Source organism: Lactobacillus panisapium, assembly GCF_019469265.1.
Classification (GTDB): domain Bacteria; phylum Bacillota; class Bacilli; order Lactobacillales; family Lactobacillaceae; genus Lactobacillus; species Lactobacillus panisapium.
Genome location: NZ_CP048268.1, coordinates 1472741 through 1493316 on the forward strand (window position 1 = coordinate 1472741; position 20576 = coordinate 1493316).

Annotated in this window: 17 protein-coding genes, 5 tRNA genes, 1 riboswitch and 1 other annotated feature; of the genes, 3 read left to right on the forward strand and 19 right to left on the reverse strand. The window is 37.9% G+C overall.

The window, feature by feature from the left end; translation table 11 throughout:
- Positions 1 to 16: 16 nt before the first annotated feature.
- Entirely contained in the window at positions 17 to 1399 is a 1383-nt protein-coding gene (locus tag GYM71_RS07020; RefSeq protein ID WP_336511387.1) for an IS3 family transposase, read from the reverse strand.
- Positions 1400 to 1603: 204 nt separating this feature from the next.
- Here GYM71_RS07020 and GYM71_RS07025 point away from each other — a divergent pair.
- Positions 1604 to 1687, forward strand: a tRNA-Leu gene (locus GYM71_RS07025).
- A gap of 70 nt (positions 1688 to 1757) precedes the next feature.
- Positions 1758 to 1979 carry a PspC domain-containing protein gene (locus GYM71_RS07030; RefSeq protein ID WP_103751918.1) on the forward strand — a complete coding sequence of 74 codons (222 nt, stop codon included), beginning with the start codon at positions 1758 to 1760 and terminating at the stop codon, positions 1977 to 1979.
- A gap of 169 nt (positions 1980 to 2148) precedes the next feature.
- Here GYM71_RS07030 and GYM71_RS07035 read toward each other — a convergent pair whose 3' ends face one another.
- The 3 genes from GYM71_RS07035 to leuS all read right to left on the reverse strand — a co-directional run bounded on the left by GYM71_RS07035 (position 2149) and on the right by leuS (position 6791).
- Positions 2149 to 2496 carry a hypothetical protein gene (locus GYM71_RS07035; RefSeq protein WP_220219954.1) on the reverse strand — a complete coding sequence of 116 codons (348 nt, stop codon included), beginning with the start codon at positions 2494 to 2496 and terminating at the stop codon, positions 2149 to 2151.
- Positions 2497 to 2638: 142 nt separating this feature from the next.
- Positions 2639 to 4282, reverse strand: a complete 1644-nt coding sequence (locus GYM71_RS07040; protein ID WP_419503947.1) for a putative polysaccharide biosynthesis protein — start codon at positions 4280 to 4282, stop codon at positions 2639 to 2641.
- 94 nt (positions 4283 to 4376) lie between these two features.
- Positions 4377 to 6791, reverse strand: coding sequence for a leucine--tRNA ligase (leuS, locus tag GYM71_RS07045; protein ID WP_220219956.1), 2415 nt, complete (start codon positions 6789 to 6791; stop codon positions 4377 to 4379).
- Between the two features lie 38 nt (positions 6792 to 6829).
- Positions 6830 to 7022, reverse strand: a binding site (T-box leader).
- A gap of 28 nt (positions 7023 to 7050) precedes the next feature.
- Here leuS and GYM71_RS07050 point away from each other — a divergent pair.
- Complete coding sequence (locus GYM71_RS07050; protein WP_220219957.1) at positions 7051 to 7719, forward strand: phosphatase PAP2 family protein; 669 nt, start codon at positions 7051 to 7053, stop codon at positions 7717 to 7719.
- A 65-nt stretch (positions 7720 to 7784) separates the two neighbouring features.
- Here GYM71_RS07050 and GYM71_RS07055 read toward each other — a convergent pair whose 3' ends face one another.
- From GYM71_RS07055 to GYM71_RS07125, 15 genes are all read right to left on the reverse strand, one after another.
- Entirely contained in the window at positions 7785 to 8546 is a 762-nt protein-coding gene (locus GYM71_RS07055) for an NAD(P)H-dependent oxidoreductase (protein ID WP_220219958.1), read from the reverse strand.
- A gap of 63 nt (positions 8547 to 8609) precedes the next feature.
- Positions 8610 to 10067 (reverse strand): MDR family MFS transporter, encoded by a 1458-nt coding sequence (locus GYM71_RS07060; RefSeq protein WP_220219959.1) that lies wholly within the window; start codon positions 10065 to 10067, stop codon positions 8610 to 8612.
- 637 nt (positions 10068 to 10704) lie between these two features.
- Positions 10705 to 12156 carry an MDR family MFS transporter gene (locus GYM71_RS07065; RefSeq protein WP_220219960.1) on the reverse strand — a complete coding sequence of 484 codons (1452 nt, stop codon included), beginning with the start codon at positions 12154 to 12156 and terminating at the stop codon, positions 10705 to 10707.
- An 18-nt stretch (positions 12157 to 12174) separates the two neighbouring features.
- Positions 12175 to 13374: a methionine adenosyltransferase gene (gene metK, locus GYM71_RS07070; protein ID WP_103751924.1), complete on the reverse strand. Its 1200-nt coding sequence runs from the start codon at positions 13372 to 13374 to the stop codon at positions 12175 to 12177.
- Positions 13372 to 13455: riboswitch (SMK box riboswitch) on the reverse strand. Its footprint overlaps the gene before it by 3 nt.
- Before the next feature lie 58 nt (positions 13456 to 13513).
- Positions 13514 to 13586 (reverse strand) — tRNA-Val (locus GYM71_RS07075).
- 4 nt (positions 13587 to 13590) lie between these two features.
- Positions 13591 to 13662, reverse strand: a tRNA-Glu gene (locus GYM71_RS07080).
- 151 nt (positions 13663 to 13813) lie between these two features.
- Complete coding sequence (locus GYM71_RS07085) at positions 13814 to 15106, reverse strand: PTS sugar transporter subunit IIC (protein ID WP_220219961.1); 1293 nt, start codon at positions 15104 to 15106, stop codon at positions 13814 to 13816.
- A 6-nt stretch (positions 15107 to 15112) separates the two neighbouring features.
- The gene (locus tag GYM71_RS07090; RefSeq protein ID WP_220219962.1) at positions 15113 to 16528 is read right to left on the reverse strand and encodes a 6-phospho-beta-glucosidase; all 1416 of its coding nucleotides are present in this window, start codon (positions 16526 to 16528) and stop codon (positions 15113 to 15115) included.
- 3 nt (positions 16529 to 16531) lie between these two features.
- Complete coding sequence (locus tag GYM71_RS07095; protein ID WP_220219963.1) at positions 16532 to 17371, reverse strand: MurR/RpiR family transcriptional regulator; 840 nt, start codon at positions 17369 to 17371, stop codon at positions 16532 to 16534.
- Positions 17372 to 17588: 217 nt separating this feature from the next.
- Positions 17589 to 17661, reverse strand: a tRNA-Val gene (locus GYM71_RS07100).
- Positions 17662 to 17968: 307 nt separating this feature from the next.
- Positions 17969 to 18041, reverse strand: a tRNA-Val gene (locus GYM71_RS07105).
- Between the two features lie 630 nt (positions 18042 to 18671).
- Positions 18672 to 19589 carry a GH25 family lysozyme gene (locus tag GYM71_RS07110; protein ID WP_220219964.1) on the reverse strand — a complete coding sequence of 306 codons (918 nt, stop codon included), beginning with the start codon at positions 19587 to 19589 and terminating at the stop codon, positions 18672 to 18674.
- Positions 19590 to 19748: 159 nt separating this feature from the next.
- Positions 19749 to 19958, reverse strand: coding sequence for a hypothetical protein (locus tag GYM71_RS07115; RefSeq protein WP_220219965.1), 210 nt, complete (start codon positions 19956 to 19958; stop codon positions 19749 to 19751).
- Positions 19959 to 20037: 79 nt separating this feature from the next.
- Entirely contained in the window at positions 20038 to 20277 is a 240-nt protein-coding gene (locus tag GYM71_RS07120) for a hypothetical protein (RefSeq protein WP_220219966.1), read from the reverse strand.
- Between the two features lie 8 nt (positions 20278 to 20285).
- Positions 20286 to 20441: a hypothetical protein gene (locus GYM71_RS07125; protein ID WP_220219967.1), complete on the reverse strand. Its 156-nt coding sequence runs from the start codon at positions 20439 to 20441 to the stop codon at positions 20286 to 20288.
- Positions 20442 to 20576: the final 135 nt, after the last annotated feature.

The following is a 20576-nucleotide window of genomic DNA, read 5'->3' on the forward strand; positions in this document are numbered from 1 at the left end:
GACAGTTTAATAAATTTTAACTAAGGACTAATGCCCGATATTCAAGCGGACTTAGTCCTTTTAGTTTTACTTTGATTCTTTGCTGGTTATAGTAACTGATATATTTTTGGATTGCTTCTTCCAGTTCGTTTAAATTCTTAAACTGGGTTTCGAAGCCATAGAACATTTCCCGTTTGAGTATGCCAAAGAACCCTTCCATTAATCCGTCATCTAAGGAATTGCCCTTACGCGACATGGATTGTTCGATTCCATGGTCTTTTAGCCAGGCTTGGAATTTAGGATGCTGGTACTGCCAGCCTTGATCTGTATGAAAAATCAGACCATTTAATGCTGGATGCTTGCGCCAAGCCTGTTTTAGCATGTCCATAATCTGTTTAAGGTTAGGACTGCGGGAAATGGAGTAGGCAATCACCTCTTGCGTGCAGCCATCAACAATGGGTGACAGGTAGGTCTTCTGACCGTTGAGTTTGAACTCGGTCACGTCTGAATACCACTTGTGTTCCGGGTAAACTGCGCTAAAATTACGTTTAATCAGGTCGGGCTTAATTGGACCTTGGGTACCGCGATAACTGTTATACTTATGCCAGCGTTTACTGACGATGCCAAAGAGTTTCAGCTTGTTCATCAAGCGTTGTACTTTTTTGTGATTGACTAGCCAACCACGTCGCCTAAGTTCCAGAGTAATGCGCCGATAGCCATAGCGGTGTCGGTGTTCTTCATAAATGGCTTTGATTTCAGCCATCACCTGCTGGTTGCCACGATCCTTATCCTTTTTCTGCAAATTGTAGTAATAATTACTGCGGGATAGATGCGGGAGATTGGGATTAGCATTAATAACCGCAAGAATAAAAGTTACGCTGACCTTGAGTTCACGCCTCAGTTGGGTAACTGCCCGGACTATTTCCGCGGCTTGCGGTTCTTGGTCCGCTGGTCGACTAAGGCGGTCAATTTTTTTATAAATTCGTTCTCGATGGTCAGCTTCAAGTTCTGCTGGCGTAAGTGCTCGTTTTCTTGCTTCAGACGTTTGATTTCTGGATCTTGTTTGGGCATGGGGCAATCGTCCTTTCTGTTTGATAACGACATTATACCCGTTTTCACGATAGCTGCGAAGCCAATTAGCTAGCATACCGTTACTTTTTAGGCCAAGATCAAGTGCCACCTGATAAGCTGGTTCATGCTTGACTAGTACTCGTATAATAGCCTGCTTTTTAAACTCAAGTGAATATTCAGTATAGGGTTGGTCTAAAATAGCTAGGCCGTGACGTTGAATAAGAGCAAGCAAATAATTAATGTTAGCAGGATTAATACCATAACGTCGACCCAATTCACTAGGTCTAATGTTATAATTCCGCCAAAGATTGAAGATTTCAATTTTATCTTGTTTGGATAATTTAGCCATAATAAAAACCTCGAAGTTGTCCTAACTTCGGGGTTCATATCATAAATCGTTCTAATTAGAATCTTTTTTACCTTTTATTGAAGATTGATATAAAAAGCCATTTCTTAGTTAGTTTAAGAAAATGGCTTTTTTGTCTTCTAAACTTTAAATTTTAATGACATCCCCGCGAAAATTTGGTATTATAATTAATGTATTTTAAAAGAGGCCCCGATGGCGGAATTGGCAGACGCGCAGCGTTCAGGTCGCTGTTTAGGTAACTAAGTGAAAGTTCGAATCTTTTTCGGGGCATTAAAAGAAAAGCTAATCATTCGATTAGCTTTTTTTGTCAAAAATTTATTAATATTAAGGAGGAATTGGCATGCAAAAGCGTTTAACCAAATCAAGAGATAAAATTTTAACTGGTGTATTAGGCGGAATCGCTGAATATTTTGGCTGGGATAAAGCCTGGACTAGAATCGGCGGCGCAATGGTTATTTGTTTTACCGGCTTTGGGTTAATCGCCTATATTGCCGCAGCAATTGCTATGCCGGACAAAACGCGTGCTGATGACATTCCTTCTGGTGAATATCGTCAATACTAATTGCGTTTACCTATTACTCTTGTTAAAATGAAGTTCCTTGGCAGGGGCACAAGCAAAAACATCATAAGTTAGTTTTTGCTGGCTACAAGAATTTTAGTAATACTAATATTTCTGCATCAAAGAGCATGAGTTCTCAATTATTGAACCCATGCTCTTTTTTGAATTTGACTCATAATTTAATTTCTTTAATTCGCCAAAAAAGCAGAATTTCTCGTTGCATATAGATTCCCACTCCCTTGCCGTTAATATCAGCGACAAAGTAGCCAATATTTTCTGAGCCACCTTGAAAATCAGTCACACTGTCACAATGAGTGTCTTTTTTTAAATGTAATAAATATGACCTAGTCTTCTTATCTGCTGCAACTTGGCGCATCCTCTTAGTATCATGACTTTGCAGCATTTGGTTAACCTCAAATTTTGCCGAAAGCGGAACCCACGAGTTTTGGTAAAAAAACCAGTAGAAGAAAGCACCAAAAATAAAAATAAAGATAAAAATTCCTTTTTTTCTGATATTCATGATTTTTTCTTTTTCCATCAATTAAAACAGTATTTGTTAAATATTATTGCAGTAGTTAACTGATCTGTTAATTGAACCACCTTAAACTTAGTAAAAAATAAAAAAGCATTGAGTAATATTCACTCAATGCTAATTATTAATTTTATGCTTTTATATGCAGCTTGGCCAAAAGCGGCACAATTTTATCGCCTAAGATCTTCTGCGCTAAGTTCGATTTAATCGCCGCAGCGGCGTAGAAGATTCCCCCAACTAGCACTGCAACAACGACAATAATTGGAGCTTGAAGGCGACTAGCAGGACTCAAGAAGAGCTCAAGCACTTTTTCAACGCCAAGAACAATCAGGAACATAATCAGCGAAAAACCAGTAATTCCAATAAAACGCCTGCTTGTGCGTCCTTGGTTGAAATCATAGACTACTTCTAGGTGTTTAAGAGCCAAAAAGATAATCACAAACATCCCTAAATTAGTGGCTACAAGTGGTCCAAACACTTTAAATACGTAAATCATCGGATATTGCACAATCAGTTTAATGATTAGACCTAACACTAGATACTTAATTGCCAGACCATTTTCTGATAATCCCTGCAAAATTGCCATTAATACCGTAAACATCCCCAATGTAATCGAGGTAAAGGCAGACAAATACAGAATATTAGAACCCAACTGATCAAAACCATAAAAAATGGTGTAAATTGGCGTAGCAATGGCTGCCATACCAAACGCAGCCGGAATCATTACAAACAAAAACAAATCTAGTGTGTTGCCGATCTGTTTAGAAATCCCGGCAAAATCATGCTTAGCATGTGCAGCAGATAATAATGGTATCGCAGTTACCGCCATTGCACTAGCCAAAGAAACAATAATCATGATTAGCTTATTAGCGTTCAACGCAAATAACGCATACCACGTTTCAATCGTGTTGTAACTAGCCTTGACCACACTAGCAATCATTGGGTGGAAAGTATATTGATCCACTAGGTAAAATAATTGAATTCCCGCATCAATAATAATAAACGGAATTGCTTGCTCAATTATCTCTTTAAATAAGGCTGCTGTCGAAACCTGAATTTCGTTTTCGGAATTTTCAACTAGGTAATTTAATTTTTTTCTTCTGGAAAGCAAGAACCAGCATAAAATCAAAATACCAAAAATTGCACCAATAGCAGCGGCGAAGTTGGATTGAACAACTGCATCAACAAAATTACCGTGCTGCACTTGCATAATTACGTAAGCAGTTAAAAGCATCCAAGCAACCCGGGCAAATTGCTCAACAAACTGCGACATTGCCGACGGCATCATATCAGCGTATCCCTGAAAATAACCCCGCATAATGCTTAACACGGGAATGAGCAGGATAGCATAAGACAAACTGCGCATTACCGCAACTTGGCGTGGATCGCTACGAGACCCATTCGAAGCTAAAAATGGTGAAGCAAAATACATAATCGCAGCTGATGCAACACCCAAAACAATCATCAAGACAAGACCACGGTGAAACAATTTGCGCCCTACACCATATTCATTTAGGGCATTATACTTAGCCACTTGTTTGGCCACTGCTCCCGGGATTCCTGCTGTCGAAATTAAGATAAAAATACTATAAATGTTATAACTACGCGCAGTTAAAGCATTAGCGATATTACCATAAGGTGACATCCAGATAAACCACGGAATAATGTAAAGTGCACCTAAAATACGTGAGGTAATTGAGCCAAAAGTCATCCACGCGCTACCCTTAATAAAGGTATCTTGCGTATTTTGTTCTTTTAAATTATTTTCTTTCATCAATTTTCCCTAAATTCGTGTACTAACTATTTTATTTTGAATGAAAAACGACAATTAACAATCAATATACTTATCACTTTAGGAAAAATTAACTTTATTTAGCAACAATATTGACAATTTTATTTGGCACCACAATTACCTTTTTGATTTCCTTACCAGTCAAGAATTTTTGGACATGTTCAAGTTCTAAGGCTTGTTTTTGCAAATCCTCTTGGCTTGAATCCTTGCCAGCTGTGAAATTACCGCGCAATTTACCATTAACTTGAACCATAATATCAACTGTTGATTCAACAAGCTTAGCAGGATCATATGTTGGCCATTTAGCAAAAGTAACAGATTCGTTATGACCAAAGATTTGCCAAATCTCTTCCATCATGTGTGGTGCAATTGGTGCAATCATCGTAATAAAGCCTTCAGCATATTCCCGCGGAATAGTTTTAGCCTTTTGAGCAGCGTTGATGAAGACCATTAACTGTGAGATGGCGGTATTGAAATGCAAATCATTAAAGTCTTCTGTGACCTTCTTGACAGTTTCATTGTAGATTTTATCCAAAGTACCATCATTTTCGGCCACAATATTTTCTTGTGGAATTGCCTGTAAGTCAAGATCGTTAACAAACAAACGCCAGATTCGGTCAAGAAACTTCTTGGTTGAAGCTGGGCCATTGTCATCCCAATCAATTGAAGCATCAAGTGGTCCCATGAACATCTCATACATTCTTAGACTGTCAGCACCATATTCGTCAATCACATCATCAGGATTAACGACATTCCCCTTTGACTTAGACATCTTGTCATGGTCTTTAAGAATTAGTCCTTGATTGTATAAGCGTTGGAATGGCTCTTCATTTGGTACCACGCCAAGATCGTATAACACCATATTCCAAAATCTAGCATAAAGAAGGTGTCTAACGGCGTGTTCTGCCCCACCAATGTATAAGTCAACTGGCGTCCACTTCTTTAACAATTCGTAATCTGCTAATTTGTTATCATTATGCGGATCAATATAGCGTAAGAAGTACCAAGAAGAACCAGCCCAGTTAGGCATTGTGTTCGTTTCCCGCTTACCTTTGCGACCATTTTGATCAACAACATTAACCCAATCCTTCAAGTTAACTAACGGACTTTCAGGTGTACCTGATGGCTTAATATCAGTTGCATGTGGCAATACAAGTGGCAGTTCATCTTCGGGAACAAGAGTAGTTTCGCCGTCTTCCCAGTGAATAACCGGGATAGGCTCGCCCCAATAACGTTGCCGGCTAAATTCCCAGTCGCGCAACTTGTAGTTAACCTTTTGCTTACCAGCATTGTGTTCTTCAAGCCACGAAACCATTTTTTCTTTTGCATCTGCCACATTCAGGCCATTTAAGAAGTCTGAATCAATGTGTGGTCCCTCACCAGTGAAGGCCTCTTTATTAATGTCGCCGCCTTTAATAACCGCCTTAATTGGCAAATGGAATTTTTGAGCAAACTCATAATCACGTGTATCGTGAGCGGGAACTGCCATAACAGCGCCTGTTCCGTAACTTGCCAGAACGTAGTCAGCAATCCAGATTGGAATTTCCTCATTATTGACCGGATTGATAGCGTAAGCACCGGTAAATACACCAGTCTTATTTTTATTTAAATCGGTTCTTTCCAAATCTGATTTAGATTCAATTTGCTTAATATAAGCATCAACATCAGCCTGGTGACCAGCAGTAGTAATTTTTTGGACCAACTTATTTTCTGGGGCTAAAACCGCATAGGTAGCACCAAAAAGCGTATCAGGTCTAGTACTGAACACATCAAATGTTTGATCAGAATCCTTAATCTTGAATGTAATTTGAGCCCCAACTGAACGACCAATCCAGTTACGTTGCATTTCTTTAATATTTTCTGGCCAATCAAGATTATCAAGACCAGCAAGAAGACGGTCGGCATATTTAGTTATCCGAAGCATCCATTGTTTCATGTTCCGGCGATAAATTGGGTAGCCACCACGTTCGGTTTTACCATCAACGATATCTTCGTTAGCAACAACAGTTCCTAAATCTGGTGACCAGTTAACCGGAACTTCTGCTTCATAAGCAAGACCGTGCTTATACATTTGCTCAAATGTCCACTGCGTCCATTTGTAATATTTTGGATCACTTGTTGAGATTTCTCGGTTCCAGTCATAAGAAAAGCCTAACTTATTTAATTGTCTCTTAAAGTTAGCAATATTGTCCCTAGTTACGACAGCTGGGTCTTGACCAGTCTGCAATGCATATTGCTCAGTTGGTAAACCAAAAGCATCCCAGCCCATTGGATGCAGCACATTGTAACCCTCACTACGCTTCATACGCGCAATAATATCGGTTGCCGTATATCCTTCTGGGTGCCCTACGTGCAATCCCTTACCAGATGGGAATGGAAACATATCTAAAACATAATAATTTTTCTTTTGCGGATCACTACCCGTTTTAAATGTTTGATTTTTTTCCCAATAATCTTGCCATTTTTGCTCAACTACTTTGTGATTGTACATAAACATTTCCCTCATAAAAAAAGTCCTATGAAATAAACTCATAGGACGAATAATCGCGGTACCACCTAAGTTTCACGTAAATTAACGTGACCCTCACAAGCCCCTTAACGCGGATAGCAAACGAAAGATTTAACCTAGGCTCAGTTCACAATATATTTTTCAAGTCTTGCACCAACCGACTCTTCTCTATAGAAAAATAAAATTGCTACTAGTTCCTAACCTTTATTTTTTGATCAATAATGATTATAATTTACCACAAATGCTAAAAAAAACAAGGGGAGAAAGATATTTGAACACTACAGATCATTCGAAAAAAGATACAATCATACCCGCGACCATATTTCTACTTATCTACGCGGCTTGGGCAATTCTGGTTTCCTCTGGCAACCAATTTATCCATCAGTTTGATAAATCGTTAATTGGTTTAATTTGTAATAACAACCCTGCTATCATCAAATTCGCAACCACTTTTACCAACTTGGGCAATACTAGCGTTATTATGGTTGCGACCATTATTCTGGTAATTGTTTTAGGCGTTTTTCGCAAATACGCTTTCGCGGTTTTTACAGCGGGAACAATGATTGCAGCTAATGGTTACAATTGGATCATTAAACATGCGATTGGTCGGCAGCGACCAATGGTGCACCACCTTGTTGAAGCGCATGGTTACAGTTTTCCTTCAGGACACTCCGTGGGAAGTGCCACACTTTTTGGCATTCTGATCATTTTAACCATCTTGCTAGTTAAGAAGAAAGGACTTAAAATCATTCTGTGTATCATTTGGCTATGTTTTCCCATACTGATTGGCTACACGAGAATCTTTGACCATGTTCACTATCCATCCGATGTTGTCGGTGGCTTTTTAGAGGGTATCTCCTTCTTACTAATTGGGTACTCATTTTTATACCATTACTATTTAGATAAATGAAGATTAAGTCGTTTTAAATAAACGGCTTTTTTATTTGCTCTTTTTCTTGAAAGCAGCTCAGAACATTATTTGATAACGCTAAGCAAATCTCGCTGCAGGTGTTCTTGTAAAACCGCGTGAAGTTTAACCAATTGGTCTTGATAGTCCGAACTGAAATTTCGTGGGCTTTGATCATTTACAAACCGACCGGCGTTTGTCATTCCCCAAAATTGAGCGGTATCGTCATCAAAAACTTTAAATGCATTCATGTATTTATCCCAGACTTGATCGTTTTGACCAATGCCATCACCAACATAGCCTTGGCCGCCACCAAGGTAGCCGCAGTTCATAATGGTGTACAGATATTTCCCGCTAAGTAACCCGATTAAACCATTTTTACCTGCTTCATAGGCAAATCCGGCAGCAAAAACTTTTTCAATATAGCCCTTAACGATACTTACAGGAGCATCATGCCAATTAGGATAAGCAAAAAGAATCACATCTGCCTTTTTTACAAACGACTGCTCTTGAGCAAGGTAAGCCGGTGCTTCACCTAGGCCATCTTTGACATAGTAAAATTCTTCTTGGTGTAAAACGGGATCATAATTAAGATCATAGAGATCGCGTAATTCAACTGCCCAATCATTTTCCTCTAAATAGCGCATAGCGGTATAAACCAAATCATAAGTTAAACTATATTTTCTTGGTTCTCCGACAATAAACAAGGCCTTTTTCTGATTAGGTTTAGCGTTAAAACCGTGTGGTGTATATGGCTGCTGCAATTCTTGCGGTACCACTGTCCCAGAAGTTCTTATTTCTCCGTTTAAAATTTTTTGAGCTAATTCCATTTAATTATTTCTCCTCTACTAGTTTTACCTTAACGGCAAATTTTTTAGTTTTAATGATAATTTTTATGCCTGCTGTTTGTTCTTACTTTGATAGATACTATTAAAAAGCAAGGCAAGAACAATTGCCACTAGTGAAGCCACAAATACTCCCTTTAAAGCACTGAACAATACCTGACGCAGCTGCGGAACCAAATTGGCTGCTAGCTCCTTGGCTTTAGCCGATGAAACAATTTTGTTCATCATTGCCTGATTTAATTGTGGGTTCTTGGCTAACTGTTTAGCAACCACCGTGTTAAAGGTAATACCAAAGATTGACATCATCATTGTTTGTCCTAAAAAGCGCATCAAAGTATTAAACGATGTGGCGACGCCCACATTACTTGGTTCAACTAAAACTTGCGCCTGTACTTGGGAAGCAGGAATTACGACACCAAAGGCAACGCCATTAATCCCAGCAATAACGTAATAAGTCCAGACGGGCGTAGTAATCGGTAAGATTAAGAGTACGCAATCTACTATTAAGATAATTGTTAATACCCCATAGAAAGTCTTCCGAACACCCCAACGTTTGAGCAGTCTGCCTACCAAAAATGAGCCAACAACCCAAAGAAGTGAACAAGGAGTTACCGCAAAGCCTGCTACCGTGGCACTGACACCTTTAACTCCCTGCATCCAAGTCGGAAGATAGAATTCAAAGCCGGCAACAACACCACCAATTAATAATGTTGTCATGTTCATAGCCAGAAATTGGCGCTTTTTAAGCATTGTTATGGGCATTATTGGGTCTTCGGCACGTTTTTCTTCCCGGTAAAAAAGTATGGCACAGACAAGCACCACTGTAAATAAGACAAGGAGATACACTGGCTTAAGTGTGCCCAGCTGCTGCAATAAAAACATTAAACTCAGAAGCAAAATCATTAACCAGAAAGTGCCTTTAAGATCCAGTTTGACCTTTGTTTTAGCTCGTGATTCATTCATAAAGATGATTACCAAAATTAAGGCAAGAAGACCAATGGGTACGTTGATGTAAAAGACCCAGTGCCAGGATAATTTTTGGATAACAAAGCCGCCTAAAAGCGGCGCAATAATGGATGCTACTAGCCAAAAGCCGGAATTGAGTCCTAACATTTTAGCTCGTCTTTCTGGTTCATACATGTCAGCTAGGATAGTCATCGCAACAGGCTGAACAGCACCGGAGCCCAAGCCTTGAATAACTCGAAATAAAATTAACTGAACCATGTTATGGGCTAAGCCACAAAGAGCTGAGCCAACTATAAAAAGCGTTATTCCAAATAGAAAAATTGGTTTACGTCCAACACTGTCTGCCAATTTGCCAAAAATGGGTGTTGATACGGTTGTCATGAACACAAAGATGGCAACAACCCAATTCATAATTTTTAAACCATTTAGACTTGAAACAATTGTGGGCATTGCTGTTGAGACAATTGTTCCTTCGATAGCAGTCATAAAGGTGGTCAAAAATACGGCAAGCGTTATGACCATTACATTAACTTTTTTCAAAATTCTTCCTCCTTAATCTCAATTTGTTGCTTAAAAATTGCCGATTTCAACTTAGTCTCCCGACTTTAAGTCAAAAAGCTGGCATGATTATCTGCTTATTTACTCCCACTTATTAGCATACTAATCAGACCATTTCTATATTATTAATTGTCACCCCCTCTTTATTAGCTAATTCAAACCATAATTCATTCTCATCAATTATCATTTTTTATCACGTAAATATATCACAAAATATTACTATGATAAACACATTTTAATATTGCCATTAGGTCAATTAAAAATTACTAGTAGAAGCTTTTTTGATAACTAATTGACTATTGCGAGCTATGTAGCAGTAATAAATTAATAAAAAACATATTTATAATCTTGAATTTATAAAACTTAGAAATCGCTTTCTTTAAATGCTATACACTTACCAGTTTTTCTGCTAATTTTTAGCCATATCAGATTATTTGTTAACGCCTATTTTTCTTATTATTAATCACTCTTTTAATGCTGGCTTTTTGTTTATTAATTATGTATTAATTCTTACTTTGTATCTATCAAAACAATACGTACAGTTAATTTTTTGTAAAACAAAAAGGGAATCGAAATTCGATTCCCCAAAATTGTTAATCTTCAGTTTTAATACTTTAGGTTAATTTACTTGTTTCTTTTTATAAATGCAGTTGAAAATAATTGATAGGACAATTGCTACAAGTGATACGGTATAGACTCCCTTAAGAGCACTAAACAGTACTTGACGCAATTGAGGAATCAAATTAGCTGCTAATTCTTTTGCTTTTTCTGCCGAAACTATTTTGTTCATCATTGATTGTGTTAGGTTTGGGTGTTTTGCTAGTTGACTGGCAACGATTGTATTAAAAGTAATACCATAAATCGATACCATCATCGTTTGTCCTAAATAACGCATTAACGTGTTAAATGAGGTTGCCACCCCAACATTATTTTGATCAACCAATACTTGTGAGCGAACTTGCGCAGCGGTCATAACAGAACCAAAGGCGAACCCATTCATTGTGGCAATAATACAGAATACCCAAAATGGCGTATGTACCGGTACGATTAAGAGCATGCAATCAGCAAGCAGCAGCAGCGTCAACATGCCGAAGAATGTTTTGCGCACGCCCCATCTACTGAGCATCCCGCCAATCAAAAATGAACCGATCACCCACATCACTGAACTTGGTGTAACCGCAAAACCAGCAATTGTAGCAGACGTCCCTTTAATCCCCTGCATCCAAGTTGGAATATAGAATTCGAAACCAATCACAACGCCTGAAATAAACAGCGTAATCATGTTCACTGCCAAGAATTCTCTACCTTTAAGCATCGTCAAAGGCATTATTGGATCTTCAGCCCGCTTTTCTTCATGGTAGAACATCATTGCACTAAGAATAATTAAAGCTGCCAAAGCCAGTAAAATAATTGGGCTAAGTGAACTTAATTCTTGCAAGGTAAACATTAAAGTTAGTAGTAAAACTACTAGCCAAAATGTTCCCTTAACATCCAACTTGGTCTTCTTTTTCGCTTTTGGTTCACTTAAGAACACAACAACGAGTAAAAAGGCAATTAAACCAATTGGAACGTTAATGTAAAAGACCCAGTGCCATGAAAGGTTTTGGACAATAAAACCACCGAGTAATGGTGCGATCACCGATGCCACTCCCCAAAATCCGGAATTGAGTCCTAACATCTTAGTCCGTTTTTCCAAAGTATACATGTCGGCAATGATTGTCATTGCAACAGGCTGAACAGCACCAGAGCCTAGACCCTGAATCACCCGAAATAGAATTAGTTCTAGCATGTTATTGGCCTGTCCGCAAAGTGCAGAACCAATGACAAAAAGAGCAATCCCAAAAAGAAAGATCGGCTTACGGCCTATGCTATCAGCTAATTTGCCGTACAAAGGAGTGGAAACAGCTGTCATAAACAAAAAGATTGAGACAACCCAATTCATAATTTCTAATCCGTTCAGATCAGAAACAATAGTCGGCATTGCAGTTGAAACGATTGTACCCTCAATGGCGGTCATAAACGTTGTCATAAAAATTGCAAGCGTAACTATTGGTACATTAGTCTTTTTCAAAATTACTGCTCCTTCAATTTACTTATTTTCCTTAACAAAATCCAAAAGTGCTTGAATTTTATCGGTTTTCTCCCATGGTAAATCGATATCAGTACGACCAAAATGACCATATGCAGCCGTTTGCTCATAAATTGGGCGTCTTAAATCTAGCATTTTAATTATGCCGGCAGGACGCAAATCAAAGACACTTCTAACCGCCTTAGTCAGCAATTCATCACTTACTTTGCCAGTATTTGCAGTATCAATCATGACAGATACAGGGTGAGCTACCCCAATAGCGTAAGCTAATTGGACTTCACACCGCTTAGCTAAACCAGCTGCAACAATGTTTTTAGCAACATAACGAGCAGCATAGCTGGCACTACGGTCGACTTTTGTCGGATCCTTACCTGAGAATGCGCCGCCACCATGACGAGCATAACCACCATAAGTATCAACAATAATCTTTCGCCCAGTAAGACCAGAGTCACCCTTAGGTCCGCCAATTACGAACCGACCAGAAGGATTAATCAAAAATCTGGTTTCTGCATCAAGATATTTGGCAGGAATAACTTTTTTAATTACTAAATCAATCATTGCTTGCCGAATATCTTCATTACTTACCTGGTCATCTGTTTGCGTCGAGATAACAACAGTATCAACCCTCTTAGGCTTATTGTTATCATCATACTCTACAGTGACTTGCGCCTTCGCATCAGGTCTAAGCCAAGTCAAAGTGCCTTCTTTACGCAACTTTGCCACTTGGCGCATTAACCGGTGTGCCAAAGAAATTGGCAACGGCATTAATTCGGGTGTTTCGTCAATGGCGAAACCAAACATAAGTCCTTGATCACCAGCACCTATTTGGTCAAGCTGATCATTATCAGACTTATCTTCCCGCGTTTCAAGTGAGTGATCAACACCACCAGCAATATCAGGAGATTGCTCGTCAATTCCGACTAAAACAGCGCAATTATTGCCGTCAAAGCCAAGCTCTGGCTTATCATAGCCAATTCGCAAAACGGTCTTTCTGACAATGCTCTGGATATCAACATAAGCACTAGTTGATATTTCACCAAATACATACACAATGCCAGTATTGACAATTGTCTCGCAGGCTACATGTGCATCCGGGTCTTGAGCAATAATTGCATCAAGAATCGCATCGGAAATTTGATCAGCAACCTTATCAGGATGCCCTTCAGAAACTGATTCTGAAGTAAATAAACGTTTTTCCATAATAGTCCCCCTTAATAGACGTTAGCTATTCGGTTACAAGGCATCTCCAAATCTTGGATCCTCTCAGGACTTGAACCGATAAATTATTCGTTCTTTTTGTAAAAAAAAGACTACCGTAGTTTCGGTAGTCCTAGAACGATGGAGGATACAGGGCTCGAACCTGTGACCTCCTGCTTGTAAGGCAGATGCTCTCCCAGCTGAGCTAATCCTCCAAAGTGACCCGTACGGGATTTGAACCCATGTTACCGCCGTGAAAGGGCGATGTCTTAACCACTTGACCAACGGGTCATGTTCTGAATCAAAGCACATTCAATAGTATACTAGATAAGCGCCAAAATGCAAGAAGAAAATGCCAAAAAATTACAACTTTTTCAAAAAAGCGTTTTTATCCTTGAAAAAGCAAAAAACTCAGTGCCAATTTTGACATTGAGTTTATTTATTATTCTTCACTTTGTTGCTGCTGCAACAGAACTTGATCGTACTTTTTAATAAAAGGCCAATAAACAATTGCGGATAAAGCAATAATAACAAACTGCCATAATGCGGTCCGCCAGCCACCAATCAAGAATCCTGAAATGATTGGCGGTGTTGTCCAAGGAACCATCACGCCGGAAAACAATGGTAAAACACCAATTGCCATTAACCAGTAACTAAAAATCCCAACTAAAGTCGGAAAAAGAACAAATGGCACTAGCAGGTACAAATTCATTACAATCGGTACCCCAAAAATAACTGGTTCGTTAATATTAAAAATATTAGGGAAAAGCGATAATTTGCCAAGCTCCTTTAAAGTAGACGATTTAGCAAAAAAAGTCATATAAATGACAAGTCCCATCACAATTCCAGCACCAGTCATACAAAGATAATTATCCCAAAATTGCTGCGTAAAAATATGGCCACCATTAGCAATGGTTAATTTCTTTCCTGTCGCTAAAATTGCCTGATTTGCAGACATATTTGACTGAAGAATAGGCGTCAGGATTGCACCACAAATGGCACCGCCGTGCACTCCGCACCACCAAAGAAGAGACATTACAATTGTCATAATGACGACTCCGCCAAGAGAATCCGTTACTCCCTGCAGTGGAACTTGAATTGCCGAGTAAATTAATTCTGCAAAACTTGTTTTTGCCAAAAAAGTGAAACAGGCACAAATCGCACCCGCCACGATCAAAACTGCACCGGTCGGAATTAATGCCATAAAGGAACTTGCAACTGCAGGCGGTACTCCTGCCGGTAATTTAATTCGCCAATTTTTTTTGACACAAAAACTATAAATATAACCTGCTAAGAGCCCAATAATAATTGCGCAAATCATCCCTTGACCAGCAGTCCAGGTCTTTGAAATCACATTTGGAATAATTTGACCAGCTTTGGGCTTAATATCAGGTGGCAGTACCATAATAAATGCACTCAATGCAGCCAAACTGCCGGAAAAAGGAGAATCGATCTGCTCATTTTTAATATAGGTATACGCGATTCCAACGGTCGCAAAAATTGCCATTAAGGAAAACGACGATTGATAAATCTGATTAAAGATCGCAGCCCAACCACTTGCAGTAATCGCATTTGCAACTGCAGGAACTGGAATGTTTGCCAGTAACATAAAAAGTGAACCAACAATTAAAAACGGTAGGACAAACATCATCCCGTCTTTTAATGCTTTGATAATTTTGGTATTGCTAAATTTGATAACACTTGGGACGATTTTTTGATTAATATAATTACTCATCTTTATTTACCCCACTTGATCGGCTAAACAGTCACCGTTGGTCGAAATAATATGTTGATACCATTTAAAAGATTTTTTGCGATAAAAGCCTGCTGCACCTTTTTTTACTTGCTCTAAGTCAATATAGATAAAACCATAGCGCTTTTCAATTTCACCCGTAGAAGCGCTAATAATATCTATTGCAGCCCACGGTGTATAACCAATAACATTAACACCATCAATTTCAATGGCTTTGAGCATTTGGACTATGTGTTCTTGTAAATAATTAATTCGATAATCATCATTCACCGTTTCGTCCTTTAGTTCATCAAATGCACCTAAGCCATTCTCAACGATAAAAAGCGGCTTTTGGTATCTTTCATAGGCTAAATTCAAAATATAACGTAAGCCGACCGGATCAATGGCCCAATCCCATGCACTTTTAGGTACGTGAGGATTAGCTTTTTCAACATAAGTATTTTTTTCGTCATATTCAGCAACAGTTGATTTGTAATAGCTAAATCCCAAAAAATCGACTGTTCCCTTTTTTAAATTTTCTAAATCCTTATTTGTGATGTCTAAATTTAAATTTTGCTTTTCCCAGTGCTTTAAAGTGTATTTTGGGTAAGTTCCCCTAATTTGAACATCGCTAAAAAAGAAACGTCGATCCATTGCCTTCAAACTTGCAATTTGATCTAATGGCTTACAACTGGCTGGATAAATTGGACCTAAATGCAACATACAGCCAATTTGATTTCTCGCATCAATTCTTTTACCTACTTGCACGGCTAATGCACTGGCTACAAACTGGTAATGCGCAATTTGATACATTGTCTGCTCAACATTTTCATTTTCACTGTAAACTACTCCTGCGCCAGTCCATGCGTTAAATGGATTATCTGTATCGATTAAATTGTTAATTTCGTTAAAGGTCATCCAATATTTTACTTTTCCGCGATAACGCTTAAAACAGACTTCGGCATACTTGAGAAAGAAGGAAATCATTTTCCGATTGCGCCAGCCACCATATTTTTTGGTTAAATAATACGGCATTTCAAAATGTGATAGCGTAACGACTGGCTGAATCTGATATTTTAAACATTCTGCGAAAACATCGTCGTAAAACTTTAACCCAGCTTCATTAGGCTTTTCTTCATCTCCTTTAGGAAAAATTCGCGACCAAGCAATACTAAGCCTAAAGCACTTAAAGCCCATCTCTGCAAAAAGCTTGATTTCAGCTTTGTAGTGATGATAAAAATCGATGCCCAAATGATTGGGATATTCCTTACCCGGTAAAATGCCAGCTGTAATTTCACGTGGCTTTTTAGCGCTCCCCTTTGTCATTACATCGGCTACGCTCAGACCTTTACCAGCAACATTCCAGGCGCCTTCATACTGATTAGCGGCAACTGCGCCGCCCCATAAAAAATTTTTGTCTAACAATTTTTATTTATCCTTATTCTGTTCAACCAATTCCGATAACTTCTGGATCTTGTCGTAATTATCAATCATTTTCATCGACATCAACACGTTGAACAAGTATTGAATTGATGTGACATACACAATATTACTAAGATCCATCGTATTTCTTGTTGTTTTAATGACCATCGTTTCGTCGCAAACTTGGCAAATTTTTCTTTTGACTGAATCACAGACTACAACCACGATGTAGTTTTCGCCTTTCAGTTGTTTGGCAATATCATACATATGAGAATTATTACCCGTATGGGTTAAAACAAAAGCAAGTGGTTTTGAGCCGCAGTTTTGAAAAATTTTTGCGTGCATTAAATTTAGCGAATTATATGCTTGGGCATCTACCCCAACCTCTTGAAAATTCCAACAAAACAATTGTGCCAATGGGTAATTCAAACCATCACCGTAAATTTCAATCCTTTGAGCTGCATTTACTAAGTGAGCCACTCTTTCTAATAATTCAGTATCAAAAAGATCCTTGGTATAAGACAAAGAATTTTGCTGAATAGTCGCAATTTTGGCTAAAACATCATTTGGTAGCTCTGTACCAGAAAATGAACTGCTTTTGAGATCATTCTCCAATTCAATAATCGTCGGCAGTTCCACTGCTAACTGATATTTGAATTCGGTAAAGCCGCTCATTCCGGCTTTTTGACAAAGACGAATCACGGTCGATGAACTAGAGTAACTGGCTTTAGCAATTTCGTGAACTGTCATTCCCAAAACCTTTTGAGGATTAGTACTTACGTACTGTAAAACTTCCCGTTCTTGACTAGTTAATTGGTCATTATGCAACAAGTTGTCTAAAATCATAATTTTCCTTTCGGCGCCTAAATTAATTATTCATTTGACAAAATCATTATATCTTGTAATCGCTTTCTTATTCAACGTGATCATGGTTTTTGGCAGAATTATCCTACTTTTCTGCAATTTAGCAGCAAATTCTGGCATAAAAATCCAAGAATGATTTTAAATAACAAAAAAAGCGAGAAACGCTATCGCTTCTCGCTTAAAAACTTTTTTAATTTAATGGAGGATACAGGGCTCGAACCTGTGACCTCCTGCTTGTAAGGCAGATGCTCTCCCAGCTGAGCTAATCCTCCAATTTGTTGTCATCCAATGACTACTCTTAAAACTTTAGCATACAAAGGATAACTTGTCTATTATTTTTGGCAAATTAATCAACAAAAGCTAATTTTTAATCAAGTATTGACATAATAATCCTACCTAGAACTAATTACACCGCTTCTAAAATAGCTTATGCTAAGTCCTTTCATTAATGATTTTAATAATTGACTAGTAAAAAATTTATGGCAAATTCTTCAAAATCTATCTATAAAACTAAATTTTCGGCTCGTCAGATTATTAGATAACAAAAAAGCGTAGCCAAGCTACGCTTATAAATTATAATGGAGGATACAGGGCTCGAACCTGTGACCTCCTGCTTGTAAGGCAGATGCTCTCCCAGCTGAGCTAATCCTCCAACTTTGTATCATGAAATGATTACTTTTAAAAGTTTAGCACACAAAAGATAACTTGTCTATGCTTTTTTAAAATTTGGCTTTTCGGTTACTGTTAAAATCAAGCTAGCAGCTTTATTATCTAATAAGATGTAATCAGTCATCTACTAAGCTCTTATTTATTAATTTTACAGGCGATTATTTAAATTATTAATAATTTAAATAAATAACATCAACAATTTAATAAAGACCTGAAAGCGTTTGTCACACAATGGTTTTTAACATAAAGTCATGACAAAATGTTTAAGCATTTTTCTCTTTTAAGTTGCTCATTAAATCGACAAGTGCTATAATTCAAGACGAGTTGACGTAATAGCGATATGTCAGCTTACATATATACTTTACTTTATAATTTCATGTTAATATATTAACTTTCTAAATAATTAACGTAATTGAATATTATTCTTATACAATTATGGTTAATAACATACAAAAAAAGCCTTCATCAGCTTTACACAGCTGAATGAAGGCTTTTTACTTTTCTTTAAAACCAAGACAATTTAACTACTTAATTTGATAATTTTAATAATATTAAAAAGATAATTCTTACTTTTTAATTAATAAAAGAGATAGGTCATAACAACTAGCAAGAATTAAAATAGCACAAATGCCCGATTCCCAGTTACATAAACAGGCTTACCATGATATTTTTCTGCTAATTCAAAGAATCTCCCTTGACGACTCACAAAGCGATAAACCTTGTTAGTTGTTAATTGATATGCTTTTTTACTGTTGGCAGTTGGATGATAGAATGCGTGTGTGTTAGGTAGTACAACCTTAACCCGACCACCAATATTGTCGTGTGTAGCAATCGGATTGGATTTAGTTATGCCAGCTCGGCCATCAACCCATTGGTTCTTGCCAAGCTTAAGCGCACCGCCTTTTTCATCTAGGACTTTCCAGGTCGTATTGTATTTTAATGATCTAATACTATTTTTTAAGTTCGCACTATCATACAAATTACAACCTTTCTGATTAGTCACAACAAATACACGTTCAATGTCCCATTTGGCTAGCGGGTGAATCGATGCCCTGTTATTTACGTCTTTTTTAAAAGAGGTTAGATTAAAGCTAGTTTTTAACGGCAACACATTAATATTGCCGTCAACGTTTAATCCTCTATAGTTGCTAGTAAATTGCCAGATGGCCACGCCGTCCATACTTGGGAAGTAAGCCATGTTGGCAGAGTTAACTGCTGCCATTGTCGGATAGCTTGCCACCCATAGGCAGTTGCCGTATGTCTTGACGATACTTCTGTAATCTACCTGGTTGCGCATCGCCGATGCCCCAGAATAAAACAATGGCACATAGCCGTTGCTTTTAATCACGGCCATTGCCGCTAAGATTGCTGAAGTGCTACTCGAGACACCGCAATAAATATTATTGCCACTGCCATTTTCCCAATCGACAGCCAGGTATGTACCCTTGGGCAGACCAAGCTCAACTGCTTTCTTTTCGGCTCTCGTTGTGTCATCATGAGTTGCCTGTTGGGTAACAATGTATTGTGCCACATCATAAAGCCTCTTATCTTATCGGCCACGGCAGTATTGTGCTGCCGTGCATAAAAATAGATAGCTACAATACCTACAGCAATCGGCACAATGTATGGTAATACTGCTTTTAGAATATTAGTAATTTAAGTCATTTTAATTCTCGCAAAAAAATAACGCCTATTGGCGCTTTCTCAATTCTTCTTCAAGTTTTTCAGTTTTTTCTTTCTGTTTGTAGTAATCTTTTTTAAACTCATCCCTTTCTGCTGTTAATTCTTTAATAATCGCCTCGTAATCTGCCTTATTATATTTATGGGTTACGGCAAGCACTGTACTAATTGTGCCAAACAAGCCAACCATTACTTGTAACAAATTAATTAAATCATGCAAGTGATCATCCCCTATCTCATATATGTTTTTCTTACAATCACGCAAAAAAATGTTAGTCACTAGTATGTGCAATTTTCATCTAACTATCACAAAAGGCAAGCTTAATTTTGGCCACCGTTAAGCTATAACAGCTTAACTCAACTACTACCTGGAAATTTTCGAAACCATTACTAAAAATTTTGGGTTCATGATCTTTAACTGCTACATAGCGAAACTTAGGCTTAGGCTGCAAATCATAATTAGAAGCAATTTGTTTAACTAAGTAAAAGGACATTCCTGTTTTTGCTACAATATCATGCAAATTAAAGCCGTCTTTCATGAGGCCAATTACCACTTTTCATATTTGGTCAAATCAATATTGTCATGGGCAGTAATGCCAATTTGCTCATGTATTTGATGCAAGATGAGATTGTTATCTGGAACTAAGTCCAATGAGCCATAATTAGCTTCGAGTTTATGGATTAGATAATATGTTATTTTCAATTCAATTCTCCTTTCACTGCAAATGTGTTATTAATTGCTCAAATAGTTACAATATCCATCATTCGTGATAAAATTTAACTATGACAAATAAAATAAAACTAATAATAAACCTGTAGCGTCAATAAGCAGTTATAA

Coding starts and splice junctions, on each gene's coding strand:
- GYM71_RS07020 (WP_336511387.1), bottom strand. CDS start 1,399: ATGGCTAAATTATCCAAACAAGATAAAATTGAAATCTTCAATCTTTGG.
- GYM71_RS07030 (WP_103751918.1), top strand. CDS start 1,758: ATGCAAAAGCGTTTAACCAAATCAAGAGATAAAATTTTAACTGGTGTA.
- GYM71_RS07035 (WP_220219954.1), bottom strand. CDS start 2,496: ATGAATATCAGAAAAAAAGGAATTTTTATCTTTATTTTTATTTTTGGT.
- GYM71_RS07040 (WP_419503947.1), bottom strand. CDS start 4,282: ATGAAAGAAAATAATTTAAAAGAACAAAATACGCAAGATACCTTTATT.
- leuS (WP_220219956.1), bottom strand. CDS start 6,791: ATGTACAATCACAAAGTAGTTGAGCAAAAATGGCAAGATTATTGGGAA.
- GYM71_RS07050 (WP_220219957.1), top strand. CDS start 7,051: ATGCTAAAAAAAACAAGGGGAGAAAGATATTTGAACACTACAGATCAT.
- GYM71_RS07055 (WP_220219958.1), bottom strand. CDS start 8,546: ATGGAATTAGCTCAAAAAATTTTAAACGGAGAAATAAGAACTTCTGGG.
- metK (WP_103751924.1), bottom strand. CDS start 13,374: ATGGAAAAACGTTTATTTACTTCAGAATCAGTTTCTGAAGGGCATCCT.
- GYM71_RS07085 (WP_220219961.1), bottom strand. CDS start 15,106: ATGAGTAATTATATTAATCAAAAAATCGTCCCAAGTGTTATCAAATTT.
- GYM71_RS07095 (WP_220219963.1), bottom strand. CDS start 17,371: ATGATTTTAGACAACTTGTTGCATAATGACCAATTAACTAGTCAAGAA.
- GYM71_RS07120 (WP_220219966.1), bottom strand. CDS start 20,277: ATGAAAGACGGCTTTAATTTGCATGATATTGTAGCAAAAACAGGAATG.